The organism is Limnospira sp., from assembly GCF_051859755.1.
In the GTDB taxonomy this organism is placed as follows: domain Bacteria; phylum Cyanobacteriota; class Cyanobacteriia; order Cyanobacteriales; family Microcoleaceae; genus Limnospira; species Limnospira fusiformis.
In genome coordinates, this window is record NZ_JBIMLI010000067.1 from 1 (window position 1) to 25,294 (window position 25,294).

At 47.9% G+C, this 25,294-nt stretch carries 44 protein-coding genes and 2 pseudogenes; 11 read left to right on the top strand and 35 right to left on the bottom strand.

From position 1 onward, the window contains the following. Positions 1-68, top strand: a pseudogene (locus ACTIE0_RS13005) (zinc ribbon domain-containing protein); the annotation flags it as partial. Between the two features lie 92 nt (positions 69-160). Here the strand turns inward: ACTIE0_RS13005 and ACTIE0_RS13010 are convergent. The 13 genes from ACTIE0_RS13010 to hsdR all read right to left on the bottom strand — a co-directional run bounded on the left by ACTIE0_RS13010 (position 161) and on the right by hsdR (position 10,348). Beyond that, on the bottom strand, positions 161-430 hold the full coding sequence (locus tag ACTIE0_RS13010; protein ID WP_006621213.1) for a ParE family toxin-like protein: 270 nt from the start codon (positions 428-430) through the stop codon (positions 161-163). After that, on the bottom strand, positions 427-657 hold the full coding sequence (locus ACTIE0_RS13015; protein ID WP_006621212.1) for a hypothetical protein: 231 nt from the start codon (positions 655-657) through the stop codon (positions 427-429). Before ACTIE0_RS13015 ends, ACTIE0_RS13010 begins: the two co-directional genes overlap by 4 nt. 285 nt (positions 658-942) lie before the next feature. Then, the gene (locus tag ACTIE0_RS13020; protein ID WP_006621211.1) at positions 943-1,218 is read right to left on the bottom strand and encodes a hypothetical protein; all 276 of its coding nucleotides are present in this window, start codon (positions 1,216-1,218) and stop codon (positions 943-945) included. A gap of 126 nt (positions 1,219-1,344) precedes the next feature. Continuing rightward, positions 1,345-1,560 carry a hypothetical protein gene (locus tag ACTIE0_RS13025; RefSeq protein ID WP_006621210.1) on the bottom strand — a complete coding sequence of 72 codons (216 nt, stop codon included), beginning with the start codon at positions 1,558-1,560 and terminating at the stop codon, positions 1,345-1,347. Between the two features lie 405 nt (positions 1,561-1,965). Then, entirely contained in the window at positions 1,966-3,447 is a 1,482-nt protein-coding gene (locus ACTIE0_RS13030) for a restriction endonuclease subunit S (protein ID WP_006669845.1), read from the bottom strand. After that, positions 3,444-3,584, bottom strand: coding sequence for a hypothetical protein (locus tag ACTIE0_RS13035; RefSeq protein ID WP_006669844.1), 141 nt, complete (start codon positions 3,582-3,584; stop codon positions 3,444-3,446). The genes ACTIE0_RS13030 and ACTIE0_RS13035 overlap by 4 nt, the downstream gene beginning before the upstream one ends. 45 nt (positions 3,585-3,629) lie before the next feature. Next, the gene (locus ACTIE0_RS13040; RefSeq protein ID WP_006621206.1) at positions 3,630-4,064 is read right to left on the bottom strand and encodes a type II toxin-antitoxin system VapC family toxin; all 435 of its coding nucleotides are present in this window, start codon (positions 4,062-4,064) and stop codon (positions 3,630-3,632) included. After that, on the bottom strand, positions 4,064-4,537 hold the full coding sequence (locus tag ACTIE0_RS13045) for a hypothetical protein (protein ID WP_006621205.1): 474 nt from the start codon (positions 4,535-4,537) through the stop codon (positions 4,064-4,066). The genes ACTIE0_RS13040 and ACTIE0_RS13045 overlap by 1 nt, the downstream gene beginning before the upstream one ends. After that, complete coding sequence (locus ACTIE0_RS13050) at positions 4,534-4,776, bottom strand: hypothetical protein (RefSeq protein ID WP_006669843.1); 243 nt, start codon at positions 4,774-4,776, stop codon at positions 4,534-4,536. The genes ACTIE0_RS13045 and ACTIE0_RS13050 overlap by 4 nt, the downstream gene beginning before the upstream one ends. 83 nt (positions 4,777-4,859) lie before the next feature. Further along, positions 4,860-4,994: a PIN domain-containing protein gene (locus ACTIE0_RS13055; RefSeq protein WP_006669842.1), complete on the bottom strand. Its 135-nt coding sequence runs from the start codon at positions 4,992-4,994 to the stop codon at positions 4,860-4,862. After that, positions 4,994-5,299 (bottom strand): hypothetical protein, encoded by a 306-nt coding sequence (locus tag ACTIE0_RS13060; RefSeq protein WP_006621203.1) that lies wholly within the window; start codon positions 5,297-5,299, stop codon positions 4,994-4,996. Before ACTIE0_RS13060 ends, ACTIE0_RS13055 begins: the two co-directional genes overlap by 1 nt. A 19-nt stretch (positions 5,300-5,318) precedes the next feature. Then, the gene (locus ACTIE0_RS13065; RefSeq protein ID WP_006669841.1) at positions 5,319-6,776 is read right to left on the bottom strand and encodes a class I SAM-dependent DNA methyltransferase; all 1,458 of its coding nucleotides are present in this window, start codon (positions 6,774-6,776) and stop codon (positions 5,319-5,321) included. A 185-nt stretch (positions 6,777-6,961) separates the two neighbouring features. After that, entirely contained in the window at positions 6,962-10,348 is a 3,387-nt protein-coding gene (gene hsdR, locus ACTIE0_RS13070; RefSeq protein WP_006669839.1) for a type I restriction-modification system endonuclease, read from the bottom strand. 97 nt (positions 10,349-10,445) lie between these two features. On the opposite strand from hsdR, the gene ACTIE0_RS13075 reads away from it, so the two are divergent. Continuing rightward, positions 10,446-10,601 carry a hypothetical protein gene (locus tag ACTIE0_RS13075; RefSeq protein ID WP_006669838.1) on the top strand — a complete coding sequence of 52 codons (156 nt, stop codon included), beginning with the start codon at positions 10,446-10,448 and terminating at the stop codon, positions 10,599-10,601. Positions 10,602-10,940: 339 nt separating this feature from the next. Here the strand turns inward: ACTIE0_RS13075 and ACTIE0_RS13080 are convergent, their stop codons facing one another. The 3 genes from ACTIE0_RS13080 to ACTIE0_RS13090 form a co-directional block, all read right to left on the bottom strand. After that, complete coding sequence (locus tag ACTIE0_RS13080) at positions 10,941-12,371, bottom strand: sulfotransferase (protein WP_006621196.1); 1,431 nt, start codon at positions 12,369-12,371, stop codon at positions 10,941-10,943. Between the two features lie 212 nt (positions 12,372-12,583). Next, positions 12,584-13,063 (bottom strand): PIN domain-containing protein, encoded by a 480-nt coding sequence (locus ACTIE0_RS13085; RefSeq protein WP_006621195.1) that lies wholly within the window; start codon positions 13,061-13,063, stop codon positions 12,584-12,586. Continuing rightward, complete coding sequence (locus tag ACTIE0_RS13090) at positions 13,060-13,323, bottom strand: UPF0175 family protein (protein ID WP_008057519.1); 264 nt, start codon at positions 13,321-13,323, stop codon at positions 13,060-13,062. Before ACTIE0_RS13090 ends, ACTIE0_RS13085 begins: the two co-directional genes overlap by 4 nt. A 168-nt stretch (positions 13,324-13,491) precedes the next feature. Here ACTIE0_RS13090 and ACTIE0_RS13095 point away from each other — a divergent pair, with 168 nt between their 5' ends. Together ACTIE0_RS13095 and ACTIE0_RS13100 are read left to right on the top strand one after the other, a co-directional pair. Further along, positions 13,492-13,599, top strand: coding sequence for a hypothetical protein (locus tag ACTIE0_RS13095; protein ID WP_353656335.1), 108 nt, complete (start codon positions 13,492-13,494; stop codon positions 13,597-13,599). Positions 13,600-13,659: 60 nt separating this feature from the next. Then, positions 13,660-14,289 carry an integron integrase gene (locus ACTIE0_RS13100; RefSeq protein WP_439516915.1) on the top strand — a complete coding sequence of 210 codons (630 nt, stop codon included), beginning with the start codon at positions 13,660-13,662 and terminating at the stop codon, positions 14,287-14,289. 223 nt (positions 14,290-14,512) lie between these two features. On the opposite strand, the gene ACTIE0_RS13105 is transcribed toward ACTIE0_RS13100, so the two are convergent. The 7 genes from ACTIE0_RS13105 to ACTIE0_RS13135 all read right to left on the bottom strand — a co-directional run bounded on the left by ACTIE0_RS13105 (position 14,513) and on the right by ACTIE0_RS13135 (position 17,875). After that, entirely contained in the window at positions 14,513-14,941 is a 429-nt protein-coding gene (locus ACTIE0_RS13105; protein ID WP_006669836.1) for a type II toxin-antitoxin system VapC family toxin, read from the bottom strand. Then, complete coding sequence (locus ACTIE0_RS13110) at positions 14,938-15,168, bottom strand: hypothetical protein (protein ID WP_006621186.1); 231 nt, start codon at positions 15,166-15,168, stop codon at positions 14,938-14,940. The genes ACTIE0_RS13105 and ACTIE0_RS13110 overlap by 4 nt, the downstream gene beginning before the upstream one ends. Before the next feature lie 29 nt (positions 15,169-15,197). After that, positions 15,198-15,341, bottom strand: a complete 144-nt coding sequence (locus ACTIE0_RS13115; protein ID WP_006621185.1) for a hypothetical protein — start codon at positions 15,339-15,341, stop codon at positions 15,198-15,200. Between the two features lie 33 nt (positions 15,342-15,374). Then, the gene (locus ACTIE0_RS13120) at positions 15,375-15,539 is read right to left on the bottom strand and encodes a hypothetical protein (protein WP_006621184.1); all 165 of its coding nucleotides are present in this window, start codon (positions 15,537-15,539) and stop codon (positions 15,375-15,377) included. Between the two features lie 14 nt (positions 15,540-15,553). After that, a complete protein-coding gene (locus ACTIE0_RS13125; RefSeq protein ID WP_006621183.1) occupies positions 15,554-15,961 on the bottom strand; it encodes a type II toxin-antitoxin system VapC family toxin in 408 nt (135 codons plus the stop codon). Beyond that, positions 15,958-16,215 (bottom strand): hypothetical protein, encoded by a 258-nt coding sequence (locus ACTIE0_RS13130; RefSeq protein WP_008057534.1) that lies wholly within the window; start codon positions 16,213-16,215, stop codon positions 15,958-15,960. The genes ACTIE0_RS13125 and ACTIE0_RS13130 overlap by 4 nt, the downstream gene beginning before the upstream one ends. 463 nt (positions 16,216-16,678) lie before the next feature. Next, on the bottom strand, positions 16,679-17,875 hold the full coding sequence (locus ACTIE0_RS13135) for a clostripain-related cysteine peptidase (protein WP_039933373.1): 1,197 nt from the start codon (positions 17,873-17,875) through the stop codon (positions 16,679-16,681). Between the two features lie 245 nt (positions 17,876-18,120). On the opposite strand from ACTIE0_RS13135, the gene ACTIE0_RS13140 reads away from it, so the two are divergent. Beyond that, positions 18,121-18,330: a phage integrase N-terminal SAM-like domain-containing protein gene (locus tag ACTIE0_RS13140; protein ID WP_006669833.1), complete on the top strand. Its 210-nt coding sequence runs from the start codon at positions 18,121-18,123 to the stop codon at positions 18,328-18,330. Here the strand turns inward: ACTIE0_RS13140 and ACTIE0_RS13145 are convergent. From ACTIE0_RS13145 to ACTIE0_RS13180, 8 genes and pseudogenes are all read right to left on the bottom strand, one after another. After that, positions 18,288-18,569: pseudogene (locus ACTIE0_RS13145) on the bottom strand (peptide chain release factor-like protein); the annotation flags it as partial. The gene ACTIE0_RS13140 and the pseudogene ACTIE0_RS13145 overlap by 43 nt on opposite strands. A 74-nt stretch (positions 18,570-18,643) precedes the next feature. Beyond that, the gene (locus tag ACTIE0_RS13150) at positions 18,644-19,024 is read right to left on the bottom strand and encodes a PIN domain-containing protein (protein WP_006669832.1); all 381 of its coding nucleotides are present in this window, start codon (positions 19,022-19,024) and stop codon (positions 18,644-18,646) included. A gap of 14 nt (positions 19,025-19,038) precedes the next feature. Continuing rightward, positions 19,039-19,293 (bottom strand): hypothetical protein, encoded by a 255-nt coding sequence (locus ACTIE0_RS13155; protein ID WP_006621177.1) that lies wholly within the window; start codon positions 19,291-19,293, stop codon positions 19,039-19,041. Positions 19,294-19,302: 9 nt separating this feature from the next. Next, the gene (locus ACTIE0_RS13160) at positions 19,303-19,479 is read right to left on the bottom strand and encodes a hypothetical protein (RefSeq protein ID WP_155839085.1); all 177 of its coding nucleotides are present in this window, start codon (positions 19,477-19,479) and stop codon (positions 19,303-19,305) included. 301 nt (positions 19,480-19,780) lie between these two features. Further along, the gene (locus ACTIE0_RS13165) at positions 19,781-20,146 is read right to left on the bottom strand and encodes a clan AA aspartic protease (protein ID WP_008048963.1); all 366 of its coding nucleotides are present in this window, start codon (positions 20,144-20,146) and stop codon (positions 19,781-19,783) included. Further along, positions 20,143-20,415, bottom strand: coding sequence for a hypothetical protein (locus ACTIE0_RS13170; RefSeq protein ID WP_006669830.1), 273 nt, complete (start codon positions 20,413-20,415; stop codon positions 20,143-20,145). The genes ACTIE0_RS13165 and ACTIE0_RS13170 overlap by 4 nt, the downstream gene beginning before the upstream one ends. A gap of 523 nt (positions 20,416-20,938) precedes the next feature. Then, positions 20,939-21,229, bottom strand: a complete 291-nt coding sequence (locus tag ACTIE0_RS13175) for a type II toxin-antitoxin system RelE/ParE family toxin (RefSeq protein ID WP_006621174.1) — start codon at positions 21,227-21,229, stop codon at positions 20,939-20,941. Further along, complete coding sequence (locus ACTIE0_RS13180) at positions 21,226-21,456, bottom strand: addiction module protein (RefSeq protein WP_006621173.1); 231 nt, start codon at positions 21,454-21,456, stop codon at positions 21,226-21,228. The genes ACTIE0_RS13175 and ACTIE0_RS13180 overlap by 4 nt, the downstream gene beginning before the upstream one ends. A 236-nt stretch (positions 21,457-21,692) precedes the next feature. Here ACTIE0_RS13180 and ACTIE0_RS13185 point away from each other — a divergent pair, with 236 nt between their 5' ends. After that, entirely contained in the window at positions 21,693-21,884 is a 192-nt protein-coding gene (locus ACTIE0_RS13185) for a phage integrase N-terminal SAM-like domain-containing protein (RefSeq protein WP_071533523.1), read from the top strand. Positions 21,885-22,233: 349 nt separating this feature from the next. On the opposite strand, the gene ACTIE0_RS13190 is transcribed toward ACTIE0_RS13185, so the two are convergent. From ACTIE0_RS13190 to ACTIE0_RS13205, 4 genes are all read right to left on the bottom strand, one after another. Continuing rightward, a complete protein-coding gene (locus tag ACTIE0_RS13190) occupies positions 22,234-22,638 on the bottom strand; it encodes a type II toxin-antitoxin system VapC family toxin (protein ID WP_006621170.1) in 405 nt (134 codons plus the stop codon). After that, a complete protein-coding gene (locus ACTIE0_RS13195; RefSeq protein ID WP_006669829.1) occupies positions 22,638-22,880 on the bottom strand; it encodes a hypothetical protein in 243 nt (80 codons plus the stop codon). The genes ACTIE0_RS13190 and ACTIE0_RS13195 overlap by 1 nt, the downstream gene beginning before the upstream one ends. A 161-nt stretch (positions 22,881-23,041) precedes the next feature. After that, positions 23,042-23,251, bottom strand: coding sequence for a type II toxin-antitoxin system HicA family toxin (locus ACTIE0_RS13200; protein WP_006621167.1), 210 nt, complete (start codon positions 23,249-23,251; stop codon positions 23,042-23,044). Beyond that, positions 23,248-23,448 (bottom strand): type II toxin-antitoxin system HicB family antitoxin, encoded by a 201-nt coding sequence (locus tag ACTIE0_RS13205; RefSeq protein WP_006669828.1) that lies wholly within the window; start codon positions 23,446-23,448, stop codon positions 23,248-23,250. The genes ACTIE0_RS13200 and ACTIE0_RS13205 overlap by 4 nt, the downstream gene beginning before the upstream one ends. 181 nt (positions 23,449-23,629) lie before the next feature. Between ACTIE0_RS13205 and ACTIE0_RS13210 the strand changes: the two genes are divergently transcribed. The 5 genes from ACTIE0_RS13210 to ACTIE0_RS13230 all read left to right on the top strand — a co-directional run bounded on the left by ACTIE0_RS13210 (position 23,630) and on the right by ACTIE0_RS13230 (position 25,048). Beyond that, positions 23,630-23,779 carry a hypothetical protein gene (locus ACTIE0_RS13210; protein WP_155839084.1) on the top strand — a complete coding sequence of 50 codons (150 nt, stop codon included), beginning with the start codon at positions 23,630-23,632 and terminating at the stop codon, positions 23,777-23,779. A 96-nt stretch (positions 23,780-23,875) separates the two neighbouring features. Next, entirely contained in the window at positions 23,876-24,202 is a 327-nt protein-coding gene (locus tag ACTIE0_RS13215) for a hypothetical protein (RefSeq protein ID WP_006621164.1), read from the top strand. 112 nt (positions 24,203-24,314) lie between these two features. Continuing rightward, positions 24,315-24,530, top strand: a complete 216-nt coding sequence (locus ACTIE0_RS13220) for a hypothetical protein (RefSeq protein ID WP_006621163.1) — start codon at positions 24,315-24,317, stop codon at positions 24,528-24,530. Beyond that, positions 24,518-24,730: a DUF2283 domain-containing protein gene (locus ACTIE0_RS13225; RefSeq protein ID WP_006621162.1), complete on the top strand. Its 213-nt coding sequence runs from the start codon at positions 24,518-24,520 to the stop codon at positions 24,728-24,730. The genes ACTIE0_RS13220 and ACTIE0_RS13225 overlap by 13 nt, the downstream gene beginning before the upstream one ends. Positions 24,731-24,922: 192 nt before the next feature. Further along, on the top strand, positions 24,923-25,048 hold the full coding sequence (locus ACTIE0_RS13230; protein ID WP_257720189.1) for a hypothetical protein: 126 nt from the start codon (positions 24,923-24,925) through the stop codon (positions 25,046-25,048). Positions 25,049-25,294: the final 246 nt, after the last annotated feature.

Genomic DNA, 25,294 nt, shown 5'->3' on the forward strand with positions numbered 1-25,294 from the left:
CTGTTACCTTAACGGGTAATAGTGCTATCGTTGCATTGTCCGGGAACAACCGGAAAAATGTCGCGTAAATGTATCAGCTACCATCACCCATCAAATCTCTCAATTATCCCTAACCCTAATCACCTTATCGATCCCGTCTAACGCACCCTAATCCTACTGACTAAATCCGTTTTAGCAATTCATCGTAATCATCGTGTGTGCCAATCCAATACCAGTAAATATCGTCGCCTTCGAGTAAACCTAAAACACGATAATTGAGACTGACACGAGCAGAATAAATCCGTTGCTTCTGACTGACTCGCTTGAACTGAAGGCTCGGATGATAAGGATCTTCTTGCCAAAGGGCGTAAGCTTTATGGGCTTGTTCTTGAACTGATGCAGGCAAATCACCTAGCCGCTGGCGAAATGACTTTGTGACGCTTGATTTCATTTTTGTGTTGGGAATACCTCATCAAGGGCAAGAGTTTCTCCTGCTGCGATTTCCTGCCGTACCATTGCGGCCATCTGATCCCATTGCTCGTCTGTCGTGGTAGCAAAACTGGTTTCCCATTTTTGCTCGTCCTGCAACTCTGCCAACAATCGAGCGGCGATCGCATCTTGTTGGTCCGGTGGGAGTTGTTGGATTTGGGCGATCGCCTGTTGAAGTAGTTTTGTCATTTTTCAGAAGCAGTTAACACCACCAAATCACATCGCTTCTTTATTTTACCCAAGGCTGTGCTTTTTTTGGGGCGGTTTCGCAGCTATTGAGTCTACCTACTTACGAAAATCCAGCACCTCGTTTGAGTGTGGCATCCAAAAGTATGGCTACCCAACCACCAAGATAAGCCGCGACAGATAACCTTTGGATCCCCATCAAGATATCTCAAGCGTCCGCTGCCAAGGGGTTGTTAGCTGGGGTTTTAGGGCAACAACTCAACAAAAAACTGGTGTCAAGTATTGCCGTCATGCCAAATTACTTGGCTGGGAACTCCACCCATACACAGGGTCAATCTCATTAAGGAGGATATCCTCATCCCGCTCTGAAACATCCTGTTGAGCAGACTTACCTAAGCCGGCAACAGAGAGCAAAAAGTTTTGTTGACAAAGATCAGGTTTCTTATCCTGAGACGTTTTATAGCGCAAGTAGTCAAGAAAATTTGCCAACTCTACCAAAACCTCATCAGGCAGAGCATTTACTACCTCAACAAGATCTTGCCGCTCGACTATTGTTTTAGACATGGCTATATTGCTAATGAAACCGCGTTGCTGCCCTATTCTAGCATCTGAGTAAGTAAACGAGCAGCGATCGCATCTTGCTCATCAGCAGGCTTTTCAATTAGGCGATCGCACCCTCAAGCAACTCAGTCATTGCCACTTCACCCAGAACTTTGTACTCATTCTATCCATTATCGCCGCTCTCAGGCAGATTGAGCATAGCCCGATCGCGCTCTTGGAAAGCGGGTAGACTTCCCTGAGCCTGCCAATGTTGTCCTCTGCCAAAAATCGAGCGGCGATCGCATCTTGTTGGTCCGGTGGGAGTTGTTGGATTTGGGCGATCGCCTGTTGAAGTAGTTTTGTCATTTTTCAGAAGCAGTTAACACCACCAAATCACATCGCTTCTTTATTTTACCCAAGGCTGTGCTTTTTTTGGGGCGGTTTCGCAGCTATTGAGTCTACCTACTTACGAAAATCCAGCACCTCGTTTGAGTGTGGCATCCAAAAGTATGGCTACCCAACCACCAAGATAAGCGGCGACAGATAACCTTTGGATCCCCATCAAGATATCTCAAGCGTCCGCTGCCAAGGGGTTGTTAGCTGGGGTTTTAGGGCAACAACTCAACAAAAAACTGGTGTCAAGTATTGCGGTCATGCCAAATTACTTGGCTGGGAACTCCACCCATACACAGGGTCAATCTCATTAAGGAGGATATCCTCATCCGGCTCTGAAACATCCTGTTGAGCAGTGTTAGCCTCGATCGCACCCCCTCAATTGGCTTTGGGTTTGCGGGTCGATTTTGCTTTGCGTTTGGGTTGCGTCTGCCGTTCGGCTTGGATGCGTTCTAACAAGACTGCGGCGGGTTCGTCGTTGGGGTCTTGGGGTACGAGTTCGCCCCGAAAGGCTTTGGATAGGGTGGCTTTCTCTAGGCGATCGAGTAGTTTGCTGGCTTTTTGATGTTCCTGCTCGATGAGATCTATCGCTTTGAACAGCTTTTCAACTCGCCGAACAATCTCTTTTTGTTCTTCAAGTGGGGAAAGAAAAACTATAATCTTTCTTATTGTTTCCATTGAAAGGCTAGGTTGGGCAGTAGATTTTATCCATGAATCAACATAATTTTGACCTATGGATGATTGAAGATAAAGACAAAGATAATTGCTTGAAATTTCATCTACATCTATTTTTGCAACATTTGGAGCTAAGTGCCATCTTCTTTCTTGAGGTGCTAAACATACATTTCCAGTTCCTGCTCCAATAAAAACCATCAACACTTCCCGTCCATGTAATTGGGATCGCTCAAGATAGTTAGAAACATCTTCAGAAATATACTTGATATTGGTTTCTATGAATTTACCCATTTGCACATTTTGCGCTCTGATTATAGGAATACCCGCAACATCATTAGTTTTAAAGTGTTTTGTGTATTCAAATCCAGCTAGTTTTGTTACATGGGCTAAATAATCAATATTTGTAACAGCCCATGTTTTAGGTAGACTAATTTCTACTTCAGATTGAATGGAAGGAATCTGATCGACAAAATCTTTTCTTGGTTTTTTCTTATTTTTCAACTTAGACTCATTATATTTTTCATTGTATCGTTGCTTCCGTCTTATGAGAATTTGCCTCAGAAGTTCTGATGCTGGCTCTACATCAGGATTCTCTGCCCGCCAATCTGCTGTGAGATCGCCACGGAAGGCGGCGGCTAGGACGGCTTGTTTGTAGCGCTGAACTAACCTAGACACCCGCCCCAACTCCTCACGGGCACAACGACTACGGGCAAAGAGGCGATCGAGCTTGGCAACAATCCGCCGTTGTTCGTTGAGTGGGGGAAGGTTTATGTTCCAAGACACAAGCGTTTGCTTATCGATCTGGCGAAATGTACTACCTGTTCCAGCCGCATCAAGGGCTGATGCGTCACCAATAAGCCGATAACGTAACCAGTCCTGATTTACATTACGAGGGCGTATTCCAGCAACACCACGACCTAAACAGTAAGCAGATTCAGCGACAGCCAGTTTTCCTATCGTTGCTCTAACACAGAGTATCAGGTCATTAGGCTGGCATATTTTTGTTGGTGCAGAAGTAAAACGGTTTGGTTTGATCTGTTCACCCACAAAGTCTGAAGCCCCACCAATTAACGGAATCCCCTTTGCATCTGAATTAGTAGCAGTACCGGGCGGTGACTGACCCATCTCAAGTTGGGAAATCTCGCCAAGTTTTGTTTCAGCCCACCCCTTCGGTAATTCACTCACGCGGCTACCTCCTCTTGCGGTTCATCGCCTTCCATCTTCTCACTATATGCCCCAATTTCTGCCAGAGCATTTCGCAAATGATTAGGGGCGATCGCGCGATTTTGGTTAATCTCGAACTCCATTGGTAATTGTCTCATGGGGTTGTTTCCTTTAGCCGCGATAATGCGATCGCTCTGCCAACATCATCTGGGATCGTCCAGCCGCAATCTTAGCTTGAAATCATCAAAGTTTTCCGGTAGCACCACTGGAATGGTTGCGGCGCTAAACCCAGTAACATCACGAGTAACAATGACATCTACAGGATGGCTAATACCACATACATACTGTACAGCATCCTCAAAATCAGCGAATTGTAGAGCGATCGCTCCTTCTAAAACATCTCGATTCACAGGGGCGATCGTGAGATCGATCAGAATTTGGGCGATCGCGTCTCGAGCAACTCCATCTCCGGCGAACTTCCGAATAATATAATAAATATTAGTGATTGTGGTAGCGGTAATCACTCCTTCAATTTCCCCAGCATCAATCTGCTGAAAAATTCTCGCTGCATTCTCTACAAAAGGTTCCCGCTCTTGTAGAAAGTCAAGCACCACATTGGTATCGATTAAAACTCGCATTATGTGTATTTGTTCGTTAGATAATCAACATAGTCTGTCTGAGGATCAGACTGTTCTAAAACCGATACAGGTTTAGCAATCCCTCGGAGTTTAGACAAGTTTTTGGGACTGAAGTGAGTGGTAGCTCCTGGGTGCTTCTGAATGACTTGCTTTGGTGACTGAATGCTTTTTTTATAGTGCAAGAAATCAGCAAAAGCGATTACCATATTTATCTCTTCAGGAGTTAGTGTTTCTAGCTGCTCTAGCAGTTTATTCGTTTGTTGAATCTTAGTCATCATGGCGATCGCTCCAATGGTTGGTGTATTTGGGGGCAAAGTTGGTGATAGACATAAACCAGTCTCCTGATCAGGAATTTTTGAAAATCGAGTTTTGAGATCGCCCGATATGTCTTTAACATAAAGCACAACTTGTTCTGGAATACGATCCCGTAAAACAGCAGAAACTAAAACATTTGTATCGATTAAAATTTTCACTCGCCTCTACGATATGCCTCAATTTCAGCCGCAATATCTTCCTCAGTAATCTGGCTTACACCGGGTAATGCTTGGGTTTCTCGAAATAGGTCTCGTAGGCGTTTGCCCAAAGAGCTACGCTTTCTCTGGTGTAGTAAACTGACAAAATCAATGACTAAATCAAGGTCATCTGGGGCTAGAGTTGCGAGTTGTTTGAGTAGGCGATCGGCTAAAGGCTCGCGATCGCCCCGCTTAGACATAAATCAAACTCCTCTGTTGTCGTAAACAATGAATAATTGCTTCTTGAGTTGTATTCATAGATAAATCACCTCAGCTTGGGTTTTCATGGATTTTCGGCCTCCCAATCTTCGCAAATATACACATCGTCGGGAGATAATGCCATGAGGTGTTGATAAACGCTCATGCTACGCCGATTAATATAATTGATGCAGGTATTAGTATCCAGCAAATAAGACATTAAAACGACTCCCGCTCGGATGCCTCCTCTTGAACAGCCCTCACAAGTGGCTCACCTTCCCAAGCTCCAAATACACTTAAAAAATCGGGAGACCATTGTCGTTTTGACGATGTTTTTACTAATGGTTTTGCTGGCTGATATACCAAAATAATATCAACCTCCGTATCCTGTAAGTCAGGCAACGAAATATGTAATAATCCATCACTGCCCACATAAGACCTTAATTGAATTGTGTGCATACTCAGATCTGTTTCCATATCATCTTCATTGGGTGTAAATTTATTGATGACGAATAAACGTTTCATCCTCAATGCAGCCGTAAAGTCATCGGCTATCTGCTCCGTTGCTAAACTCCTCCATCATAATCTCAATTTCCCGCAGGGCGTTGCCTAAATGGGTAGCGATCGCCGCCGCAATTTCCTCCGGCTCCGTTAGGTCATCCTCTGGGTCATCGCTGGTATCCCGCAACCAGCTAATGTCTAGGTTATCATTGCGGGCAGCAATCTCCTCACGGGTGAAGCAGCGGAATCGCCCTTCCTCGCCCTGGTCAGTGCGCGGCGCTTTCCCCAACGGGTCATCCCCAAAAGCCGCTTCAAACTCGGCAAAATCCGCCACCGTCAGCAGTCTCGTCTTACCAAAACTGATCATATTTGCCCGCAGGTCATACACCCACACTGCCTTCGTGTTGCCCCTGTCCGTCTTGCCCCGCGTGAAAAACAGCACATTAGTTTTCACCCCCTGAGCATAGAAAATCCCGGTCGGCAAGCGCAAAATGGTATGCAGATCGCACAAATCCATAAGCTGCTGCCTCAGCTTGCGCCCCGTATTATCCTCAAACAACACATTATCCGGCAACACCACCGCCGCCCTGCCCCCTGGTTTCAGAGCGCGGTAAATATGCTCCACAAACGCCAACTGCTTGTTAGAGGTTTCTGCGGTCACCGAAAAATCCGATCGGGTAGGTCGTCCGCCCCCCTTCTTGGTTCCGAAGGGTGGATTGGTCAGAATCACATCAGCCTTGCCCAAACTCTCCCCATCCGGTGACAGGCTATCCCCACACATCACCACGCTTTCAATGCCATGCAACATCAAATTCATCAGGCAAAGACGGTGCGTATCGGGTACTAACTCCAACCCTCGATAAGCCTCATTACGCTGGAAACGCCCCTGCTCCTGGGTCAGGGTGTACAAGTCATCCGTCTGGTTTTTGACATACTGATCCGCCGCTACCAGAAAGCCCCCCGTCCCCGCTGCCGGGTCTTGGATCACCTCGCCCGCCTGGGGCTGCACCAGCCTGACAATGCAATCAATCAAGGGGCGCGGTGTGAAGTATTGCCCTGCCCCGGATTTCTTCTCGGCGGCGTTCTTCTCCAACAACCCTTCATAAAGGTTGCCTAAGCCTTCTTCTCGTGCCGAAAACCAGTCCAGCCGATCAATAGCATCCGTGAGCGATTTCAAATTGGTGGGCTTTCTCAGTCTGGTTTGAGCATCGGTAAAAATAGCCAGAATCACGGGGTCAGCAACCTTCTTCTGATTCCCCAAATCAAGCAGAAGCTGGCGATAAAACTCCAACTGCTCCAACCCTTCGCGGCTATCCAATGCGCTCCAGCGATACTCCTGCGGTAAACAATCTTCCCGCCCCGTCTCCGCCAGCATCTTGAGAAATAACAAATAGGTTAATTCGGTGACATATTCGTTATAGGTAATGCCATCATCTCGCAGGATATGACACAAATTCCAAAGTTTCGCGACAATATCACGGGTTACGTTACTGGTACTCATTGACTCTCCCTCACCCTAAATCCCTCTCCCAAAGAGGGAGAGGGACTTTGATTGGCTCCCCTTCTCCCTGCTTGGCAGAATGAGCTGGGGGATTGGCTCCCCTTCTCCCTGCTTGGCAGAAAATGAGCTGGGGGATTGGCTCCCCTTCTCCCTGCTTGGGAGAAGGGGCTGGGGGATGAGGGCAATCAAGCTGTCCTTCGCCATAACTCCTCGTTTATATCTCCTAAAATAGCTTCCAGTTGTCCCTCAAAAATACGGTTGAGGCGATTAAACCCCCCGTCATTTCCGAAAGGCTCCTGATCCAGGGCAGCGCGATCGACAATAAACTCACGGGCGACCTGTTCCCCAATCCGCTTTAACCATTTGCGCTGCGGGTCTGTCCAGGCTCGTTTTGCCAGGATGCGTTTCATGGCTGCTTTTACCCGCTCATCATAGGGAATCAGCGGATCGCCCAGCGCCGCTTGACGGATAAAGTCAATGATCGAGGCGGCAATATCCTCATTCTTGGCTTCCTGCCACGCTTGGCGCAAATTGGTTTCTGAATAGCCCATCTTATCAAGCTCTAGGCGCAATTCACGAAGCTGGGCGCGGGTTAGCTCCCTTGGCCTTTGCAATACCACGGTCAAAGCTGCCAGTTGGTTGACGTTATCACGCACATAGGCGGTAAAGCTATCGAGAAAATCATCAGGTTTTTGCCCCGATCCATAACCACGGGTCACGGCAACAACCTCATCAGGGTGATGAGAAATCGGCAGCAAGCTCCCCTCACCCCCTTCTGGATTCCAATCCAAAATCCGCCCGATACCGGGGCGATCGCTCACCCAGCCCGCCAACTCGGGCAGCGGGGAAGTCCTGAACCGCTCGAGCGTCTCTTCTGGGGTTTCCCCGATATCGGCCTCATAGCGATCTCTGGCTTGATCCGCCAACCGCCCCAACTTCCGCCGCAGTTTAACCAGGATCTGATCCCGGATGACAGCACGGTGATCCGCCTCGGTAACCTGAGCAAACTCATCAAATAACTGCTCAAGGCTGATGGCAGGATTGACCACAACGGGTTTCATCTCGGTCAAAGTCTGTAACTTGGCATATAAATCAACCGCATCAAAAATACGGAACGTTTCTTTATCAATCTCAGGGCATTGGCGGGTTGCCCGTCCCAACATCTGCTCATAAAGAATCCGGCTATTCACCCGCCGCAAAAACACCAGATTGGTAATCTTCGGAACATCAATGCCGGTGGTCAAGAGGTCAACCGTGACCGCGATCTGAGGCATGGCATCATTACGGTAAGAACGGATCAAATCCCCTACCTTGTCCACACTGCCTGTAATCTTGCGAACGGCGGCATCCTCGATCTCGCCGTAATAATCAGCCATTGCCTGCTTCACCTGATCGACCACAATATCCGCATGGGCATCATTCACGGCAAAAATCAAGGTCTTACCGGGCAAGTTCGGATCGATATGTTTGGCTAGTTCCTTGGCAACTGCCTTATTGAAAGGAATCGTGATCACCTTCTTATTGAACTCCTCTACCTCGAAATTGAGATCGTCTGGGGCGTAAATGCGCTGTAGATGCCCGGTGGGAGAGTAGATCGCATCGAGTGCTTCCCCCGCCCGAAACTGAATCCCACTCCGACTCAAGGTAGTGGTAATCTGCACGGGTGGTTCATGGTCAATCAGAAACCCATCGATCACGGCCTCCCGGTAAGCGTAGGTAAACACGGGTTCACCAAAAATCTGCACCGTATGCAGGGCTGGCGTGGCTGTCAATCCGATCTTGACCGCATCAAAATGCTCTAAAACTCGACGATACTTAGAGATATAATCATCCTGACTGCGAAAACTTAGCTCGGCATCGGACATTTCCCGATCCAGCAGATAGCCTCGGTGACATTCATCAATCAACAGCAGATCATATTGGTCAATGGGGGGAACTGTTCGGGGTTCGCTGGCATACAGCACCCGCTTCACTAGCCCCTGAATGGTGCAGATATGCACCTTGGTTTCTGACTCTGGGGTAATATCTTCTAACCCCTGTAACCCGAAAATATCCCCAAAGGCTTTAGCGGTGACAACCTTGGTCGTCCGAAACTCACCGGCTGCCTGACTGCCTAAAGCACTGCGATCGACCACAAAACAAACCCGGCGAAACCTTTTGGCGGTTAAGAGTCGGTAGAGCAGGGCGATCGCCAGTTTTGTCTTACCCGTTCCGGTGGCCATTGCCACCAACATCTCACGGCGATCGGACTCTAGGGCCATTTCCACCGCTGCGATCGCTCGTTGTTGATAAGGACGCAACGGAAAACCAAACCGATAGGGCTGGGTTTTCAGGTGAGCATGGGCAGTTTCACGATCCATCCCTAGCAGCGCTGCCAAGCCTTCCGGGGTGTACCAGCCTACTAAGGCACGGCGGCGATTGGTGGGCTGGCGCACATCCCGAAACCAGATCCCGCTTTCGGTCTCAATCTGTTTGAGATAAGGTCGCCCATTGGTGGCAAACACAAAAGGAAACTGGAACTCACCCCATGGGCTACCATCAATAGGAGCAAAACCATCACCCGCCTGAAACCCTCTGGCGTATCGCTCGGCCTGATCAATGGCAGCAGAAACATTCTTGCGCCTGCGCTTGGCTTCAATGAAGCCGATACAGCTTGTACCCACAAACAGGGCATAGTCAGCAATACCGTTAGCCGTTGGCCATTCGGCGATCGCCATATTCTTCCCCTTAACGGGTCTTACGCCCTTGTCATGACGCAAGTTTTGGGTATCAGCTAACCAGCCTGCATCCTGCAATTGCTGATCAATAATTGCCCGTGTTTCATCTTCATCGAGATCAATCACGGTCGCCGCCCGATCAGCCAGAGAAATAATAGCGGCGGTCTGTTGGGCGGGTAACTGCTTCGATGCTGCCTGAAGGGTGGCTAACTGAACTTCAAGGGCTGATCTTGCCTGTTCCGACTCGACCGCAAGCTGCTCCCATAATGAACGGTTTTCAGCTTCCTGACGGGCTTTCTCCTCGGCACTCAGCACCGCCCTAGCCTGTTCTTCGGCTGCCAGCCTTGCCCTTTCTGCCTCGCTGCGGGTCTCTTCAAGGGCAATCCGCAAGCGTTCAAGTTCGGCTGCCAGTTCGGCTGTTACATCTGTTGGGTTCGGCGGCGGCACAAAAGCACCCGCCCTAAAGCTGGTATTGCCACTGAATGTTCGATGAAACCAGATAGCCAGTTGTCTGGCCATCTTTAACATGGTCAGGGCTGACCTATGATCGCCAATATATTCATGGGTTGCCCTATTGCCTGCAATTCTGATCTGATGGAACAGATCAGCGACTTCGGGCGATATCACCCGTTGAAACTTCAACCGTTTCAATAAATCTGCCTGGGCTTCCTCGGTAGAAACAAACTGACCTGTTTTGGCGGCGGTCAATTGTGCCAGCACTTCAGCAAACTGCCGTAACTTAATCAGGCAAGTACCGGGGTCATCTCGGAAATAGCGTTCAGCTAAAGCCCCAAGACGTACTAACTGAAGGTCATGCGATCGCAAAAATTCAAAATTGGCTGATTCCCCTGACATACTTTATTTTAATGTGATATTATGAAAGCAAACAATAATACAGCCATAGTCAAGATGATTAGGACGTAATATACACTAACGACTAGCCAGGTGAGCAATGCCCACCCTACAGATCCTCAAGATTGGCAATGTCTTAATCGCTTTGGCGACTGCGATATCTCTGTATCTGCCAGTTTGGCAAGAATATCGGGAGACCGGGAGCATGAGTTATCCCAGAGCGCGAAGCGATCGCATTCTGCTCACTTTCAGGTAAGGCTGGTAACAAAGGCGATCGCACCCTCAAGCAACTCAGTCATTGCCACTCTACCCAGAACTTTGTACCCATTCTATCGATTATCGCAGCTCTCAGGTAGATTGAGCATAGTGCGATCGCGCTGTTGGAAAGCCGGTATACTTCCCTGATTCTGCCAATGTTGTTAAAAAGTAGGCATTGTCTCGAAAAACATCACATCCCCACCTTAATAAGATTTAACGACCTCGAGCTCACCCGCACGCGCGGGTGCGGTGCCAGCACCACCGCCAGTCAACTAGCTTCAAGGCGCGGCTCTCCGCCGCCACCACGCGCGCAGCGCGTGTCGGGTGCAGCGAGTTGTTAGACGCTATCTCTTAAGAACATATTGCTATATTCCTCAAAGGCGATTTTGGCCTCCGTCAAGTGAAAATCTTGCAAGGAACGGGGTTGATTCCCCTTTTTATCACGCTTATGATCGTCAAGGTAAGCCTGCATAGCCGCCTTCGCCTCTGCGGTTGGTTTTTCATCAAAACACATCTCGTAGATTCGCCCGATACACTCAACCATATTCGGTGCCAACTCCGAGAACAAGAAATCGATACGGTGGTCTTCATCCGGCGGATTTGCCTTAGTGTAATCAACAATCCCGCTCAAGAAAAAGTTAGTCTTTTCCAAAGCATACTGTCCCCACTCTGCTGAAGTGGTTCCCGGTGCGCCGGGTTCAACAAAGATACATGTAAAAACCACGAACAACTTTGCCATACTGGGTAAAATCTCACGGGGAGGGCGATGGGTAAAAATGAAGCGGGCATCCGGAAATTGCTGCCGGAGTTGCGGCAGGAAGGCCGTGTGGTTAGGGTCTTTCATCAGCCACGTCTTGTCGCTATCGGGCTCCAAAGTTTGATGAATGCGCATAACCATATCGAGCCAAGCATAACGATAGGCAGCCAGTTCAGCACTTTCAAGAGGCATTCCACGGGCCCGCTGCTCTGGATAAAGAAGCATTAGCGTATCTTGGTAGCCAAAGCCAAGTCCAGAATCATAGATACCCAAGTCTTCATCCACTTGGTTAGGTTTCATCGCATGCATTGTCTCCAAGCACTCATACCAACCCGGATAAATTCGTTTAAGTGGCTCGATAAAATTCTTTTGCACTTTCTCGGCCAACTGATCACGGCGCGCGCGGTCTGAACGGGGGATAGGCGGCAAGGGCATAATCATATCCGCCAAGTCGAAGGCTCGCCAACGCGAAGTATCTGTAGCCAGCGTGCGGTGGAGAATGGTAGTAGCCGTACGCGGCATAGACACGATGAAGACGGGTTGACGCACAACTTCATTATGCGCTTCTGCACCTAATTTGAGTAAACCCGCATGATTAGAAAAATAGTGCAATGCTCCGGCGTAGTTGGATACTTTGGCAAGCGCGTTGAGGGTGACAGAGGCGCGCATATCATCCGCGTAGTTTGCCAATCGCGACCGCATAGCTTGACGTGCGGCGGCATCACATAGAATAGCAGGGACACGTCCACTGGCTTCGGCCTCTTCCATTTGCCGAACAGACTTCTTCAAAGCTGATGCGATGGCTGTTTTCTCTAAGAGCGTGATCAAAAGTGAAGCGCCGCGTTTATCAATGATGATATTAAAAAGACGGGCAAATAACGACGGTTTCGGCAAGAGATGGATGTGCCAATCGCGTTGGTTCATTTCCACAAAAGCGCAATCCGCAGCCCTCAATTTGAGATATAAATAACATAACAGAAGTAATGATACAACAGCGATACCTAAAGCCATAATTCCCCCGATCTTCTAAGATTATCTGGCCCAAACTTAATCAGCATACTTTTGTAAATAACGAAGCGTCTAACCGTTGAGATGAGCCGCCGCAGATAACCTCGGTTTCCCACAGATAATCTTGATACGGTCGGCTCCATCGATTTGTTAGCCCGATCTCAGAGGATGTAGATTCAAGTTGAGCGGTGTACTTTAGTCTACGTAGTGAGGCTTTAAGTGTGCTTGTCTAATAACCTTTGAAACAAACTGTCAGATGCCCAAAAAGATGTAGCTTGAAGGCTTTGAACGGCAAGAGGTAGGTCGATGAGCTTTAGGGTTGCTGCCTGATCCAAAATTCCGAGGATACCTGTAATGCTCAAACCTCTGTCTATCGCAGTGCGTCGCGCTTTCATGTCATCTAGCAAAAGTAAGTTAGCTTTCAGTTCTTGGGCTAGAAGGATAGCTGCACGTTCTCCAGGATCAAGCAAATTAATGATTGTATCCGAAGCTTGGCTGACAGGTTGAGGTTGAATTTTGAGCCAATTGGGTGGAGTTGTTATCCAAGTTCGGACAAGGTTTGGAGCTTCCGTATCAGATAGTTCGCTATAAACTGCTTGGGGAATGATGACCTGCCGGAACAATTCAGGTAGTAAGTCGATCTGCCCAATCAGAATCAGGTAGTTGATTGGGGAGGTATTGGAAACAATAATCATTCCGTAGCCAACAGATTGCGAATCGCTTGGACATCCTGCTCTAAATCGTCTTCAGTATAGGGCAAATAAGCTTTCTCACGCTTAAGAAATTTGTAGGTTTCCCAACGAGAGGAAAAGTTAAGTATTTGTCGCACTTCGGCGGCTCCAATACGACCTTGACGATAGTGATCGGCAGCGATAAGTTCTAGAACTCGGCGGGAAACATTGACGGGTTGTAATTGATTGGCTATGTCGTCGGGAAGTTCAATCGTAATCTGCATGATAATTTTCTCCTTATGACCACTCATCAGTGCCTCAACCGCCCAAACTTCTTGATCGCGTGCGCCAAGCCATCCGCTTTAGGCATCTCAGTCGCAAAACCGAGAAGTTCCATACTCTACTATATCCGAGACTTCATCTTGTTTCAACAAAAACGCCACCCCAGAGAGATGGGAGTACCAGAACTCCGCGCCTCTTACTACCTCGCGGTCGATAAAAAAATGGCTGCCTCCACCCAAAACGTTGCCCCCAGTGCCTTGCTCGTTCTCTACCGCTAAGTTCTTGACCTTCCCTTGCCAGACCTTGATGTCCTTGAGCGGCCCCAGTGCCCCAAGCGGTTGCCCACTGTGTTCTCGCGCCCGGAAGTGCTGGCAATCCTGGCTAAGGTTGGGGATGACCCAGAGGCCTTGGTCATCCGCCTACTCTACGGGACTGGGATGCGGTTGACTGAATGCCTACGACTGCGAGTTAAGGACGTGGACTTTGACCATGGCCAAATCCTCATCCGTAACAGCAAAGGCAAAAAGGATCGCATCACCATGTTGCCCCGATCGCTCATTCTCCCCCTTCAACAACACATTGCCCGCACCAAACTCGCCCACGATCGCGAACTCCTCGACGGGTACGGCGAAGTTGAGCTACCCGATGCCCTCGCCCGCAAATATCCCAATGCCCAACGAGAATGGGGCTGGCAGTATGTATTTCCAGCCGCTCATCGTTCTCGTGATCCCCGTTCCGGAGCCGTTCGCCGTCATCATCTCTCTGAAGATCGCATTCAACGCAGGATGAAGCAAGCCAAACAAGAAGCCAGTATCACCAAACACGGGAGTTGCCACACCCTCCGCCATAGCTTTGCCACCCACTTGCTTGAGGATGGCTATGACATTCGCACAGTGCAAGAACTGTTAGGCCACAAAGATGTGAAAACCACCAGGATTTACACCCACGTTCTTAATCGCGGTGGCTGAGGGGTTCGCAGTCCTTTGGATGAACTGGGTGAGTGAGCGTTCAGAAACAGACTTAAACCCACATTCCGGAGGTTGACAAAATCCACCACCCAACTGTTGACAATGNNNNAACTGGGTGAGTGAGCGTTCAGAAACAGACTTAAACCCACATTCCGGAGGTTGACAAAATCCACCACCCAACTGTTGACAATGGGCAGGCTTGCAATCTTCGCCTCCCAAACCCCTAATCGTTATTGGGTTCTTCCAAGCGATGCAAGCACTCCTGAACCGATAACACAGGTACAGATGAATTTAAAAAAACTTGACTATCGCGGGTCAAGATGGCATCAAGCCCCTGAGCTACAGCACAAGCAACCTGAATGGCATCCTCGTAGTCAGCCAAACCTGAGCTAAACGCTACCTCTAAAACCTCCCGGTTCACAGGGCAGATCTCCATCACTGTCAATGTCTCTAAAACTGCTTGCCGTGCTTGTTCGATGCTGCCTGTGTGCCTTCGAGCAATGTAGAAAATATCTGTGAGCGTTGTAGCGGTGGCATACCCAACGATCTGACCAGAATCGATCGCCTGGAACATTCGTTCTGCATCGTGGAAAAATGGCTCTCTCTGCAATAGAAAATCTAGGAGAATATTGGTATCGATTAAAACTCTCACTGAAGGTAATTCTCCACCCGACGCTCTTCTAGCATCGCAGCTACTTCTTCGTCAGTGGGTGCAGGCTGGTCTGTTTTGAGTAAGCCGCGCATCCGTCGAATTGCACCAGAACGATCAGGCTTTGGACTTGGGGTATTCTGCAAGGACTCAATGATGGCACTGACCAACGCAAGTCGATCGCTCGGTGATAACTTGACCGCTTCTTCCTTGAGGTTTTGCAGTAACATAGATCGCCCTCTAGTGCAGATAGTCTAGATTATATTAAAAACGATTCTGATCGCGCCCCCGTCCCCACCTGCGATCGCCGCAACGAAGTCACCTCCTCCTGCCGCTCCTGGAGTTTAATATCGTAGAGCTTCGCCCGCAGGATCTGCATTGCCCCCTCAAGCAACTCAGTCATTGCCCCTTCACCCAGAATTTTATCCCCATTTTATCAATTATCGCGGCTCTCAGGTAGATTGAGCATAGTGCGATCGCGCTCTTGGAAAGCGGGTAGACTTCCCTGCTCCTGCCAATGTTGTTGAAAAGTAGGCATTGTCTCCAAAAACATCACATCACCACCTTGATAAGATTTAACGGTTAAGTTAGCCCTCGGCATATTCCATCGCCATTTCAGGGGACAACATCAAAAGGTTGATTTCCTGGAAGACGATAAATATAAAAATCCCTGTCAAGAGTAAAGATTTGTTTCTGATTAAGGGATTCAGCAGTAGCCACTAGAGATGCATCTGCTAGATCCATCGGGATATCCCGATACTGTTCCATCAATGCCTGCATTCGCATCTGTTCTGGCTTATCAGAGAAATGAAACACAAGGATTTGGTCAGCGATGTAGCCCCATAACTCCATCTGTGCTGGCCACTCACCATACCGACCTAATAAATACATGGCTTCGGTAAAACATGACCAAGTGGTGACTAGAGGTGCTGGAAGAGATGGCAGAACACTAACACAGCGATCATGGTTGTCATCATCCTGATTAATCAGAGCAATCAGCGCAGAAGCATCACAGAGTGTCACTGGTCTAATCTCGGTAACTTGTATTTATCCGCCAGAATGTCTGCAAAGGCTGCTTTGGTACGTGCGGATAAGCTAGATGGTTGAAACCGAATCCGTCCTACCCTCCCTCTCAAGATCTGATCTAGAGTAACTGGGTGTTGGGAGTTAGAATCGTCAGAGGATAGTACAGTCAGCTTTACCCGCCGTCCAGCCAGTTCAGGCGCGTAAAGTAGAATCTCTTCCCAGGTTCCTTCAAGAGTTCGTTGTTCCATCATCTCACCTCCAGGTGCATATCTTGCATTATGGCAGGATTGACACTGAACGGTTAACGGGTGATGGGGGGAATCAAGCTCCACTGGGTACCGGTTTCATCGTTGATCACCCCTTTAGGCAACAGTGCCGTCATCTTGCTCATCAGCAGGCAAAGTTTTCAATTAGGCGATCGCCCCCTCAAGCAACTCAGTCATTGCCCCTTCACCCAGAACTTTGTACCCATTCTATCCATTATCGCAGCTCTCAGGCAGATTGAGCATAGTGCGATCGCGCTCTTGGAAAGGGGGTATACTTCCCTGAACCTGCCAATGTTGTTGAAAGGTAGGTATTGTCTTCAAAAACAGCACATCCCCACCTTGATAGGATTTAACGGTTCTGGTCAGCGGCTGTCAATAACCTCTGCCGCAACACCAACCAACTTTGTTAGTCCGCTGCACCAGAATTGTTGTATCGCTCTACCATACTTCACTCGCTTATCAAGTGGTAACTATCCCTCTGTATAAACTTACTGTATAAACTTACTAAATCAACTCCTTGATATAAGGCAAGAGAACTATAGCGAGAAATATCTTGTCTAGTTTCTGGAAGATATAAACTTAAACCACACAACTCCTCTGAATTAGTGTTGCTATAGGGACGACTGCCATAAAGTTCTCCTCCTGTTTTGTAAGATGCAATAACTGATGAACTTAGGAACTCAGCAAACTCAGCAAACTCATTTTGCTCCTGATTACTAACCCTTGAGAGATAACCAAGTAGAACAAGCACATCACAATGTTGATCACCAAAGTAGTGATAGGTTGGGAGGTCTGATTGGCTAATTGCTAGTAAACGATTGTTAAGAATCGGCTGAAGCAATCTTGAGAGCTTCTCTGGAATGCGCTCAACCGCTTGATTGTCCACTAAAGTTAGCGTGTGAAACATATCAGCCCTTTCAGAATCCATGATAGCTATGGCTGCTTCACGCCCATCAGCCGACGATGCAAGGTGATTTAGAAAGCCTTCGTAGTAGTAATTAGGATCACCAAGAGTAAGCTGGGAGGCAAGAGTGTACTTAGCACAATTCCTCGCTTCGTATACGACTTCTAGCGTGGCTTTATTACAGTTTTGAAAGAAGAGCAGTTCAACCCGCCCATGCACGGATTGATTGAAGGTGCTAACTGCATCTGCAAACTGGTCAACTCTCATCCATGTGCGGGTTTGACGATTTATTCCGTGATCGTCGGGACTAACTTCATTAATCTTTCCTCCGTGACCCATAACAATGACTGCCCAATGCTCTGCTTCAAAAGTCTGATTTGCCCAATCAAGATACGCTGTAAAAGCAGATGCATCGCTACTATCTTCTCCTGATACATCAACTTCAGTGATAGTGCCATTAATAAGCTGGCGACGGCGCATTTGGGGATCACCCCAATAGTCTGATTGAACAACTACGGCTATTTCAGAGTTTTGTGTACCATTGGTTAACATTTCAACGATTGGCTCGCCAAAACGTGCAAGGTCATTGTCATAAGGCATCCAGTACAAAACGACCCATTTGTGGCGTGACTTGACTTGAGAAGACGCAGAACTCATGGCAAAGGTCAAATCTCTGCCCACAATCCCAGCAAAAGACGCTGACCCCATTGCAACATATTGGCAGAAACTTCTTCGCTTCATAATGATGAGTTTGAGCTTTGTGGTTATTGGAAACTAAATTAGCATTTAGATACCAACAGGTAACGTTTCGGTACTGCCCCTACCAAGAATTGAGCGGTACAACTATATATTAGACCGCAATTGCAGGATAACTCACTTCTGGAGAGTGTTGTCAAGCATTGGCGGTCTAACTCCGATATTATGGGTGTTATCCCGCACGTGCGGGATAACACCCCTTTTCGTCGTCTTTTAGCGCAAGTCCTGTCATGGAAGTGCCTCAATCGCCTAAACTTCTTGATCGCGTGCGCCAAGCCATCCGCTTCCGGCATCTCAGTCGCAAAACCGAGAAGTCCTATCTCTATTACATCCAAGACTTCATCTTGTTTCACCAAAAACGCCACCCCAGAGAGATGGGAGTCACAGAAGTCCGCGTCTACTCCGTTGCATTGGCCAACTGCTCCAGCCGCTCCTGCTGATCCTGAGAGATACAAGCCTCCATCACCTGATCAATATCCCCATCGAGGATATTTGCCAGCGTGAAATTTTGCCCCAAACGGTGATCCGTGATCCGGTTGTCCTTGTAATTGTAGGTGCGGATCTTCTCCGATCGCGCCCCCGTGCCAACTTGCGATCGCCGCAACGAAGTCACCTTCTCCTGCCGCTCTTGGAGTTTAATATCGTAGAGCTTCGCCCGCAGGATCTGTATTGCCCGCTCAAGCAACTCAGTCATTGCTACAAAAACAGCACATCCCCACCTTGATAGAATTTAACGGTGAAGTTAGCCCGCGCCTAGCGGTTATACGGTTGCTCTATTTTTAGTCCTGGAATGACTCGATAATGCTTAGTATTGAAGGTGCAAAGGGTAAAGCCCTGACCTACAGCACAGGCAGCTATCAAAGCATCAATTAATCCCACTTTATGTGATAAATGGTAAGCCGTGAAATCTGAGAGCGCACGCGCACAGTCAATTTCAGTAGGCCAGACTACAGGTAGTGGTGCAACAAGTTGCAAGGCTTTACGAACTTGTTGCTTATTTTGTGCGTCCTGAATCAACTCCATAACAACGAAGCCAGGGATACTGGGCAGTTCTTGGAGAGAGACAAACCAACTTAAAGCAGGTGTAAAGCCTCTTTGAATGTCAATAAAAATATCGGTATCAAGTAAATACATGGAGCCACCTAGAATCACTCACGGGTTTCAGCTTCACGACGTAATCTGCGAGCATATTCTTGACTATCGGTAATATCAGGACGAGAGTTGATAATTCCGCTATTTTCCCAGTAAGTAACAAGTTCTGCACCTGTTTTTGGCGGATTTTGAAGAAATGGGCGAAACGATAGGACACGCAAAATATACTCTGTGATAGGTAGCTTTAACTGGGATGCCTCAAGAGACAGTTCATCTTCTAATTCTGCTGGCAGATCTAGTGTGACAATCATTTTAATCCTCTATTTTTTAGTAAGCAAGGGGGTAAAATCAAGCTGGTTATCAGCATACTGTTCCAAAATTTCATGCACCCGTACTAAGTCCTCTGGAATGAGAGGCTCAACTTGAACCGTATTAGGTGTCATGTTGGATACAAAACGACGCATCGCTTGATGACCCAATCTTGATGCAAATCGCACGATCCAGCAACTCAGTCATTGCCACTCTACCCAGAACTTTATCCCCATTCTATCGATGATCGCGGCTCTCAGGTAGATTGAGCATAGTGCGATCGCGCTCTTGGAAAGGGGGTAGACCTCCCTGATCCTACCAATGTTGTTAAAAAGTAGGCATTGTCTCGAAAAACATCACATCCCCACCTTAATAAGATTTAACGGTGAAGCTCAACGGCGGCAGACAACCTCAAACTTAGCACCAGCAGCTTTTGTCCGTCCGCTGCATTTGAATTGTTAGCCTGCACTGTCACGCACCGACAAGCCCTTACAACTCGTCAATCGTCACCAATCCACCCTCTATAAACTGAATCACCAACTCTTGTTCATCTAACAAAGCGGTTCCAAGCAGAGGTCGCCTTCCTGTCGCAATGACCAAAACATCCCGCTCCGTACCATCCCAAAGGACAACCGCTTCGTAAAGGGGGAGTGATACTTCGCTGTTATCTGCTAAATTTGCAAAAGTATCGTGTCTAAAGGTTAAACCCATCAGTGAAACTGCTTCTAGCGGAAGGCACAATTCTCCTGTGAATCCTGTATCGATGACAAATTCGATAGAAACAGTTGAGCCATTTGGTAATAAGAACGTTAGAGCGACCGTTGCGTGTGTATCTGTTAAAATCCCAGAAATCACTTGTAAACACGCTCCATGACACCACCAAAGGAGACGGCAACATTGTATCCAATCCGAATGCCAAAGAGTCTAGCATTTGGATGTTTCTTACTCAGATTGCGAGAGGCCTGCAAGCCAGTCTTATCGACCTCATAGTCACCTGTCTCAATGTCGATGATGACCATCTTGCCAATATTCTCGTCAATTTCGACCTTTTGACGGATTCCACCCTCGTACAGTTGCTTTGCTCGATGCCCAACCTGCTCGCGGCTTAACAGAATTGCTTGCATACACTGGCTCCTAATCGCTAGGCATCTCTTTGTTCCCCTTCATAATATCTTACAAGTGAACTACTCCGCCCATAAGGGGACGGGGCTTCCCAACTCAACGGCAGATGCCTCTACGGATGACTTACGCCCCCGATGCAGGCCTTACACTCCCTCCTTGGGCAGTATCGCTGGTTCCCAACGATGATCGCATTCTGCTCACTTTCAGGTAAGGCTTGTAACAAAGGCGATCGCACGATCCAGCAACTCAGTCATTGCCACTCTACCCAGAACTTTATCCCCATTCTATCGATGATCGCGGCTCTCAGGTAGATTGAGCATAGTGCGATCGCGCTCTTGGAAAGCGGGTATACTTCCCTGATTCTGCCAATGTTGTTAAAAAGTAGGCATTGTCTCCAAAAACATCACATTCCCAGCTTAATAAGATTTAACGGTGAAGCTCAACGGCGGCAGATAACCTTTGGGACTAAACCAGGATCTCCATTCCGTCCGTTGCAGTGCAGTGTTAGGCAGATGACAACTTCAATTATTTGCGGCTTTTCCAGTATCCAGGCTCACGACTGCAATGCATGACCGCCAAAATCAGAATGTAGTCTTGCTCAATTGTGTAGAGAATACCATAAGGAAACTTACGCGCCATACACCGCCGAACATCTTCATCAATTGCAGCATAACGGGTTGGAGACTCCCCGATCCGATAAACTGTATCCTCAATTGCGTTTATGAACGCTTGAGCCGCCTCAACTCGCTGCTCTGTGTAGTATTGAACCGCCTCAGCGTATTCATTCAGCGCTTGAGGATGAAATACATACCTCATGGCTCAATCAGCCGTCTAACTTGCGCTAAAGCATCTTCGCCTGAAATTGGTTGAACAGAGCCATCTCTTACCTCATCTCTCCGGCGCTTGGCTTCAGTTACCCAAAATGTCTGGATTGCTGAATCAGTGTCGAACTCCAAGCTTTCTACTAACTTGTCTGCCAGAAGTGCTCTTGATTCGCTAGGCAGAGACAATATTTCCTCAGTCAGTTGCTCAATTGACCGCATAATCCCAATCCCTCGTAGAAGGCTCAATCCTAAATGAATTGTATCAAACTAGGTAATCTGTCCCCAAAAACTGCTTTCGAGGGATTCATTGCCGGCTAACTATTTACTAGACCGCAATTGCAGGATAACTCGCCTCTGGAGGGTGTTGTCAAGCATTGGCGGTCTAACTCCGATATTATGGGTATTATCGCGCCGGTGCGGGATAACACCCCTTTTCGTCGCCTTTTAGCGCAAGTTTGCCATGGAAGTGTCTCAACCGTCCCAACTTCTCGATCGCCTCCGCCAAGCCATCCCGGCATCTCAGTCGCAAAACCGAGAACTCCTATCTCGATTACATCCAAGACTTCATCTTGTTTCACCAAAAACGCCACCCCAGACAGATGGGAACGCCAGAAGTCCGCGCCTCGTCCTCCCATGGCTTACCGTAGTGCGATCGCCATTTCACCCGGTGCGATCGCCCTGAAGTGTCGATCAAAGACCGCAACCAGCCAATAGCCCTCGTTGGGAAAGTTAGCGGGTTGGAGTTCTGGGTCTGGTGGTGGGGGGGTTGAGTTGATGAATCCCTGAGCACCAGAGTTCGTTGAGTGTCATATCTAGCTCCTGGGGTGCTGTATCTACTCTTTTACCTTCTGGAAACGCCAGAGGGCGATCGCCGATCATCAGGTTAAGGCTTTGAGCAAATCATCCCAGCCACTTAGACCACAGAAACTCGGTTTCTATGACAATCTTTGCATCCTCACCGAAATTCGATTAATAAACCCGGTTTCTAACCCCCATCTAGGTCTGTCGCCAATTCTCAGTTTTAAGACCCACAACGCGATTAAATTCTCGTTGGTTGGCGGTAATCATTATCAGTTGATGTTGCAGTGCAGTGGCGGCTATCAAGACATCATAAGCCCCAATTGGCTGTCTTTGAGATTTGAGTATGGCACGAATTTCAGCCGCTTTTTCAGCTTCAGCGGTTGTGAAAGGGAGAATCGTCACAGAAGACAGAAAACTGAGAATAATCGGTTTGATTTTTTCTGCCCGCTGTGGATTGAGGATTAAACCATAGTTGAGTTCCATCACTGTAATTGAGGAAACAGCAATGTTAACTGGGGCGGTTTGCTGGATTCTGCCTTGAGTACCCGGTTCGCCTTTGATGAAGTCACTGATGACACAGGTATCGAGGAGGTATTGCATCAAAATAGTTTCTCTTCGCGAGGGGGAAGCAATTCATCCCGATAGGACTCGAAAGCGGGGAAATCAGGGACTCCTTGATAAGACAAAATCGCCTCTGACCATTGAGAATTTGAAATCGGTGGCGTTTGCATTTGATGGCGTAAAACTTGCAGAATTAAAGTAGGCAGGGGAATATTAGATTGTGTGGCTTTACGAATGAGGTCTTGTTCAAGGTCGGGCGGTAGGTCTATGGTAATTTGCATCGGTGATTTTCCTCAATTTATCCCTCGAATATATTTTATCACACTCCCACACCCACCGACAACCCACCGACTATTGCAGAAAGAAATCGAGTTTCTCGGACAATCTTTGCATCCTCACCGAAATCTGATTAAGCAACCCGGTTTCTCAACCCCACCGAGGTTTATTGCAGGTCGTCCTCTGTCATCCCAGCATCTTTGAGAATACCTTTTAATGTTCCAGTCGGTAAATCTCGATCGCTATCAACTGGAATCGACAGAATAACTGCCACACCCTCTTTGGCATAAATATGATGGCTACCTGTGATTCGTTTGAGTTGCCAACCCTGTTGCTCCACAATTTTGCAGAGTGCTTTCCCCGAAATCGATTTCATAAAGACAACTCAATTAACTGTTTTTCTGGGGTGACTTCTTGTTGTTCACTGGCTACTTCTAGCCAACCCTGAACCGCATCAGCAAGCATTTCTAACAACTCTTCATAACTCGATGCCCAGGTGTGACAACCCGGAAGGGCAGGAACTGAACCGCACCAAACATCATCTTCTTGCCAAATCATTGCCTTCATTTTCATGGTTTGTCTCTAATGGCTATCTAATCAAGATTTTAGCCCATCCATTAACGTATCACCCACCGATCATCCCAGAAACCGGGTTTCTGCGACAATCTCTGCATCCTCACCCAAATCTGATTAAGAAACCCGGTTTCTTTTCTCCACTCAACTTTGAGTTATCAGAATGGTCAGGGCGCGTTCTATGGCCTCCTCTTCTGTGCTACAAATTCCCCTGGCTAGGATACGATCGCCATTTCACCCGGTGCGATCGCTCCATCTGCCGCCTCACCCCAATCGGGTTAAGCAACCCCGTTTCTCAACCCCTCAACGCTTTCCCGGTAAAGGTGGCTAATGGTTTACCTGTTGCTAAGTTCCACCACAGTTCCAGGGTCTGATCGTTAGAAGCAGTCTATAATCAATTCAATCCTAGTATTGAGCGAGATATTCTATGACGGCAAAACCGCTAGAAATCAAGGGAACTTGGGAAGAAATTATCAGTCATTCCGATGCTTTAGCTGGATGTCAGGTTCGGGTTGGGGAAGGGGCTATAATGGGCTGTGCGGTCTCTGGTGTTTTTATGAGTCAGCAACCCACCGACGACCCCCATAACCTGCATCTGCTTTCTACGCCCCGGACGGAGTGGGTGTGGGAGGAGATTGAGGGGATTGATGAGCCGAGGCGGACGAAGGTGGATCTGATTGGTATTGACCCCACCTTTGATGTGGGGGCGAATTTTTCGATGAATGTGGCGATCGCCGAATCGGTTTATGAATGATGATTCCTGATCGAATCCTGAAATCCTCTTTGAAATCGTCCCCCCTCTTGGCTTCTGTGTTCGCACAACTGCCGAGTATTGGCAGTTTATTGTCACCGTTAAGCATCCAATCATGATCAACCGCTTGACCGAGGTACAAAATACATTAAGCGACCCAGACGAAGTTCGTCTTAGTAACACTGATGCTCAGGTTTACCTATTCTACCGTAATGATGGTACAAAACGTTGGGTTTGTGCGGTGACTAGACGCTTAAATGGAGAAGGATTTTTAATTACAGCCTATCGAACCAGTGCTATTAAGGAAGGAGAGCAATTATGGCAGAAGTAAAAGTATTCTATGACCGCACCGGCAATACACTTGTTGTCTGGTTTGGTAATCCTCAAGATGAGGTGGAAGCGGAAGAAACGGGGGATGAGGTGATTTTAATGAAGGACCAACAGGGGCAAGTGATTGGGTTTGAAAAGCTCAACTTTTTACCGCATTCTGATAATCCCCTACGCATTGCCTTTGAAACAGTAGCACTCTAAGTTTGTGGTCATGGCTCGGGCTGGTATCTACTATTTTGCCTTCTGGAAACATCAGGGGACAATTTCCCAACATTAGGTTAAAGCTTTGATAAAATCGTCCCAGCAACCTAGACCCCAGAAATCCGGTGGCTGCCCTAACCTTTGCCTTCTCACCCAAACCTGATTAACAAAGCGATCGCATCTGGGGTTAGAATGGCTGCAGCTATTTTCATCCTTCCTCGCCATCAATCGCTCAACCATTCTTCTCGGTCTTGTCTGCCATGTAAAACTCGCCATATTTCGACAATTTCTCCTCTGACCGGAGCCAAAATCCTGTAGCCATCTCAAGGGAAACCCCGCCAGTCTACCCATACATAATGGTAACTTTTTCCCAGATTGGGTATCAACTGCAATCATGCCATGGCTCCAGAATGCCTGGGCTAATAGCCGCTTCCATATCCTCTCAGGTTTTGGGTGAACCGTTATACTTCCAACAGCGGGCTACTTCATTTAAAGTAGTAGGAGGAAAAGGCGGTTTGGGCTGAATTAAAATCCCCTTGCCTGTATCAGTCAAGATGATTTCTG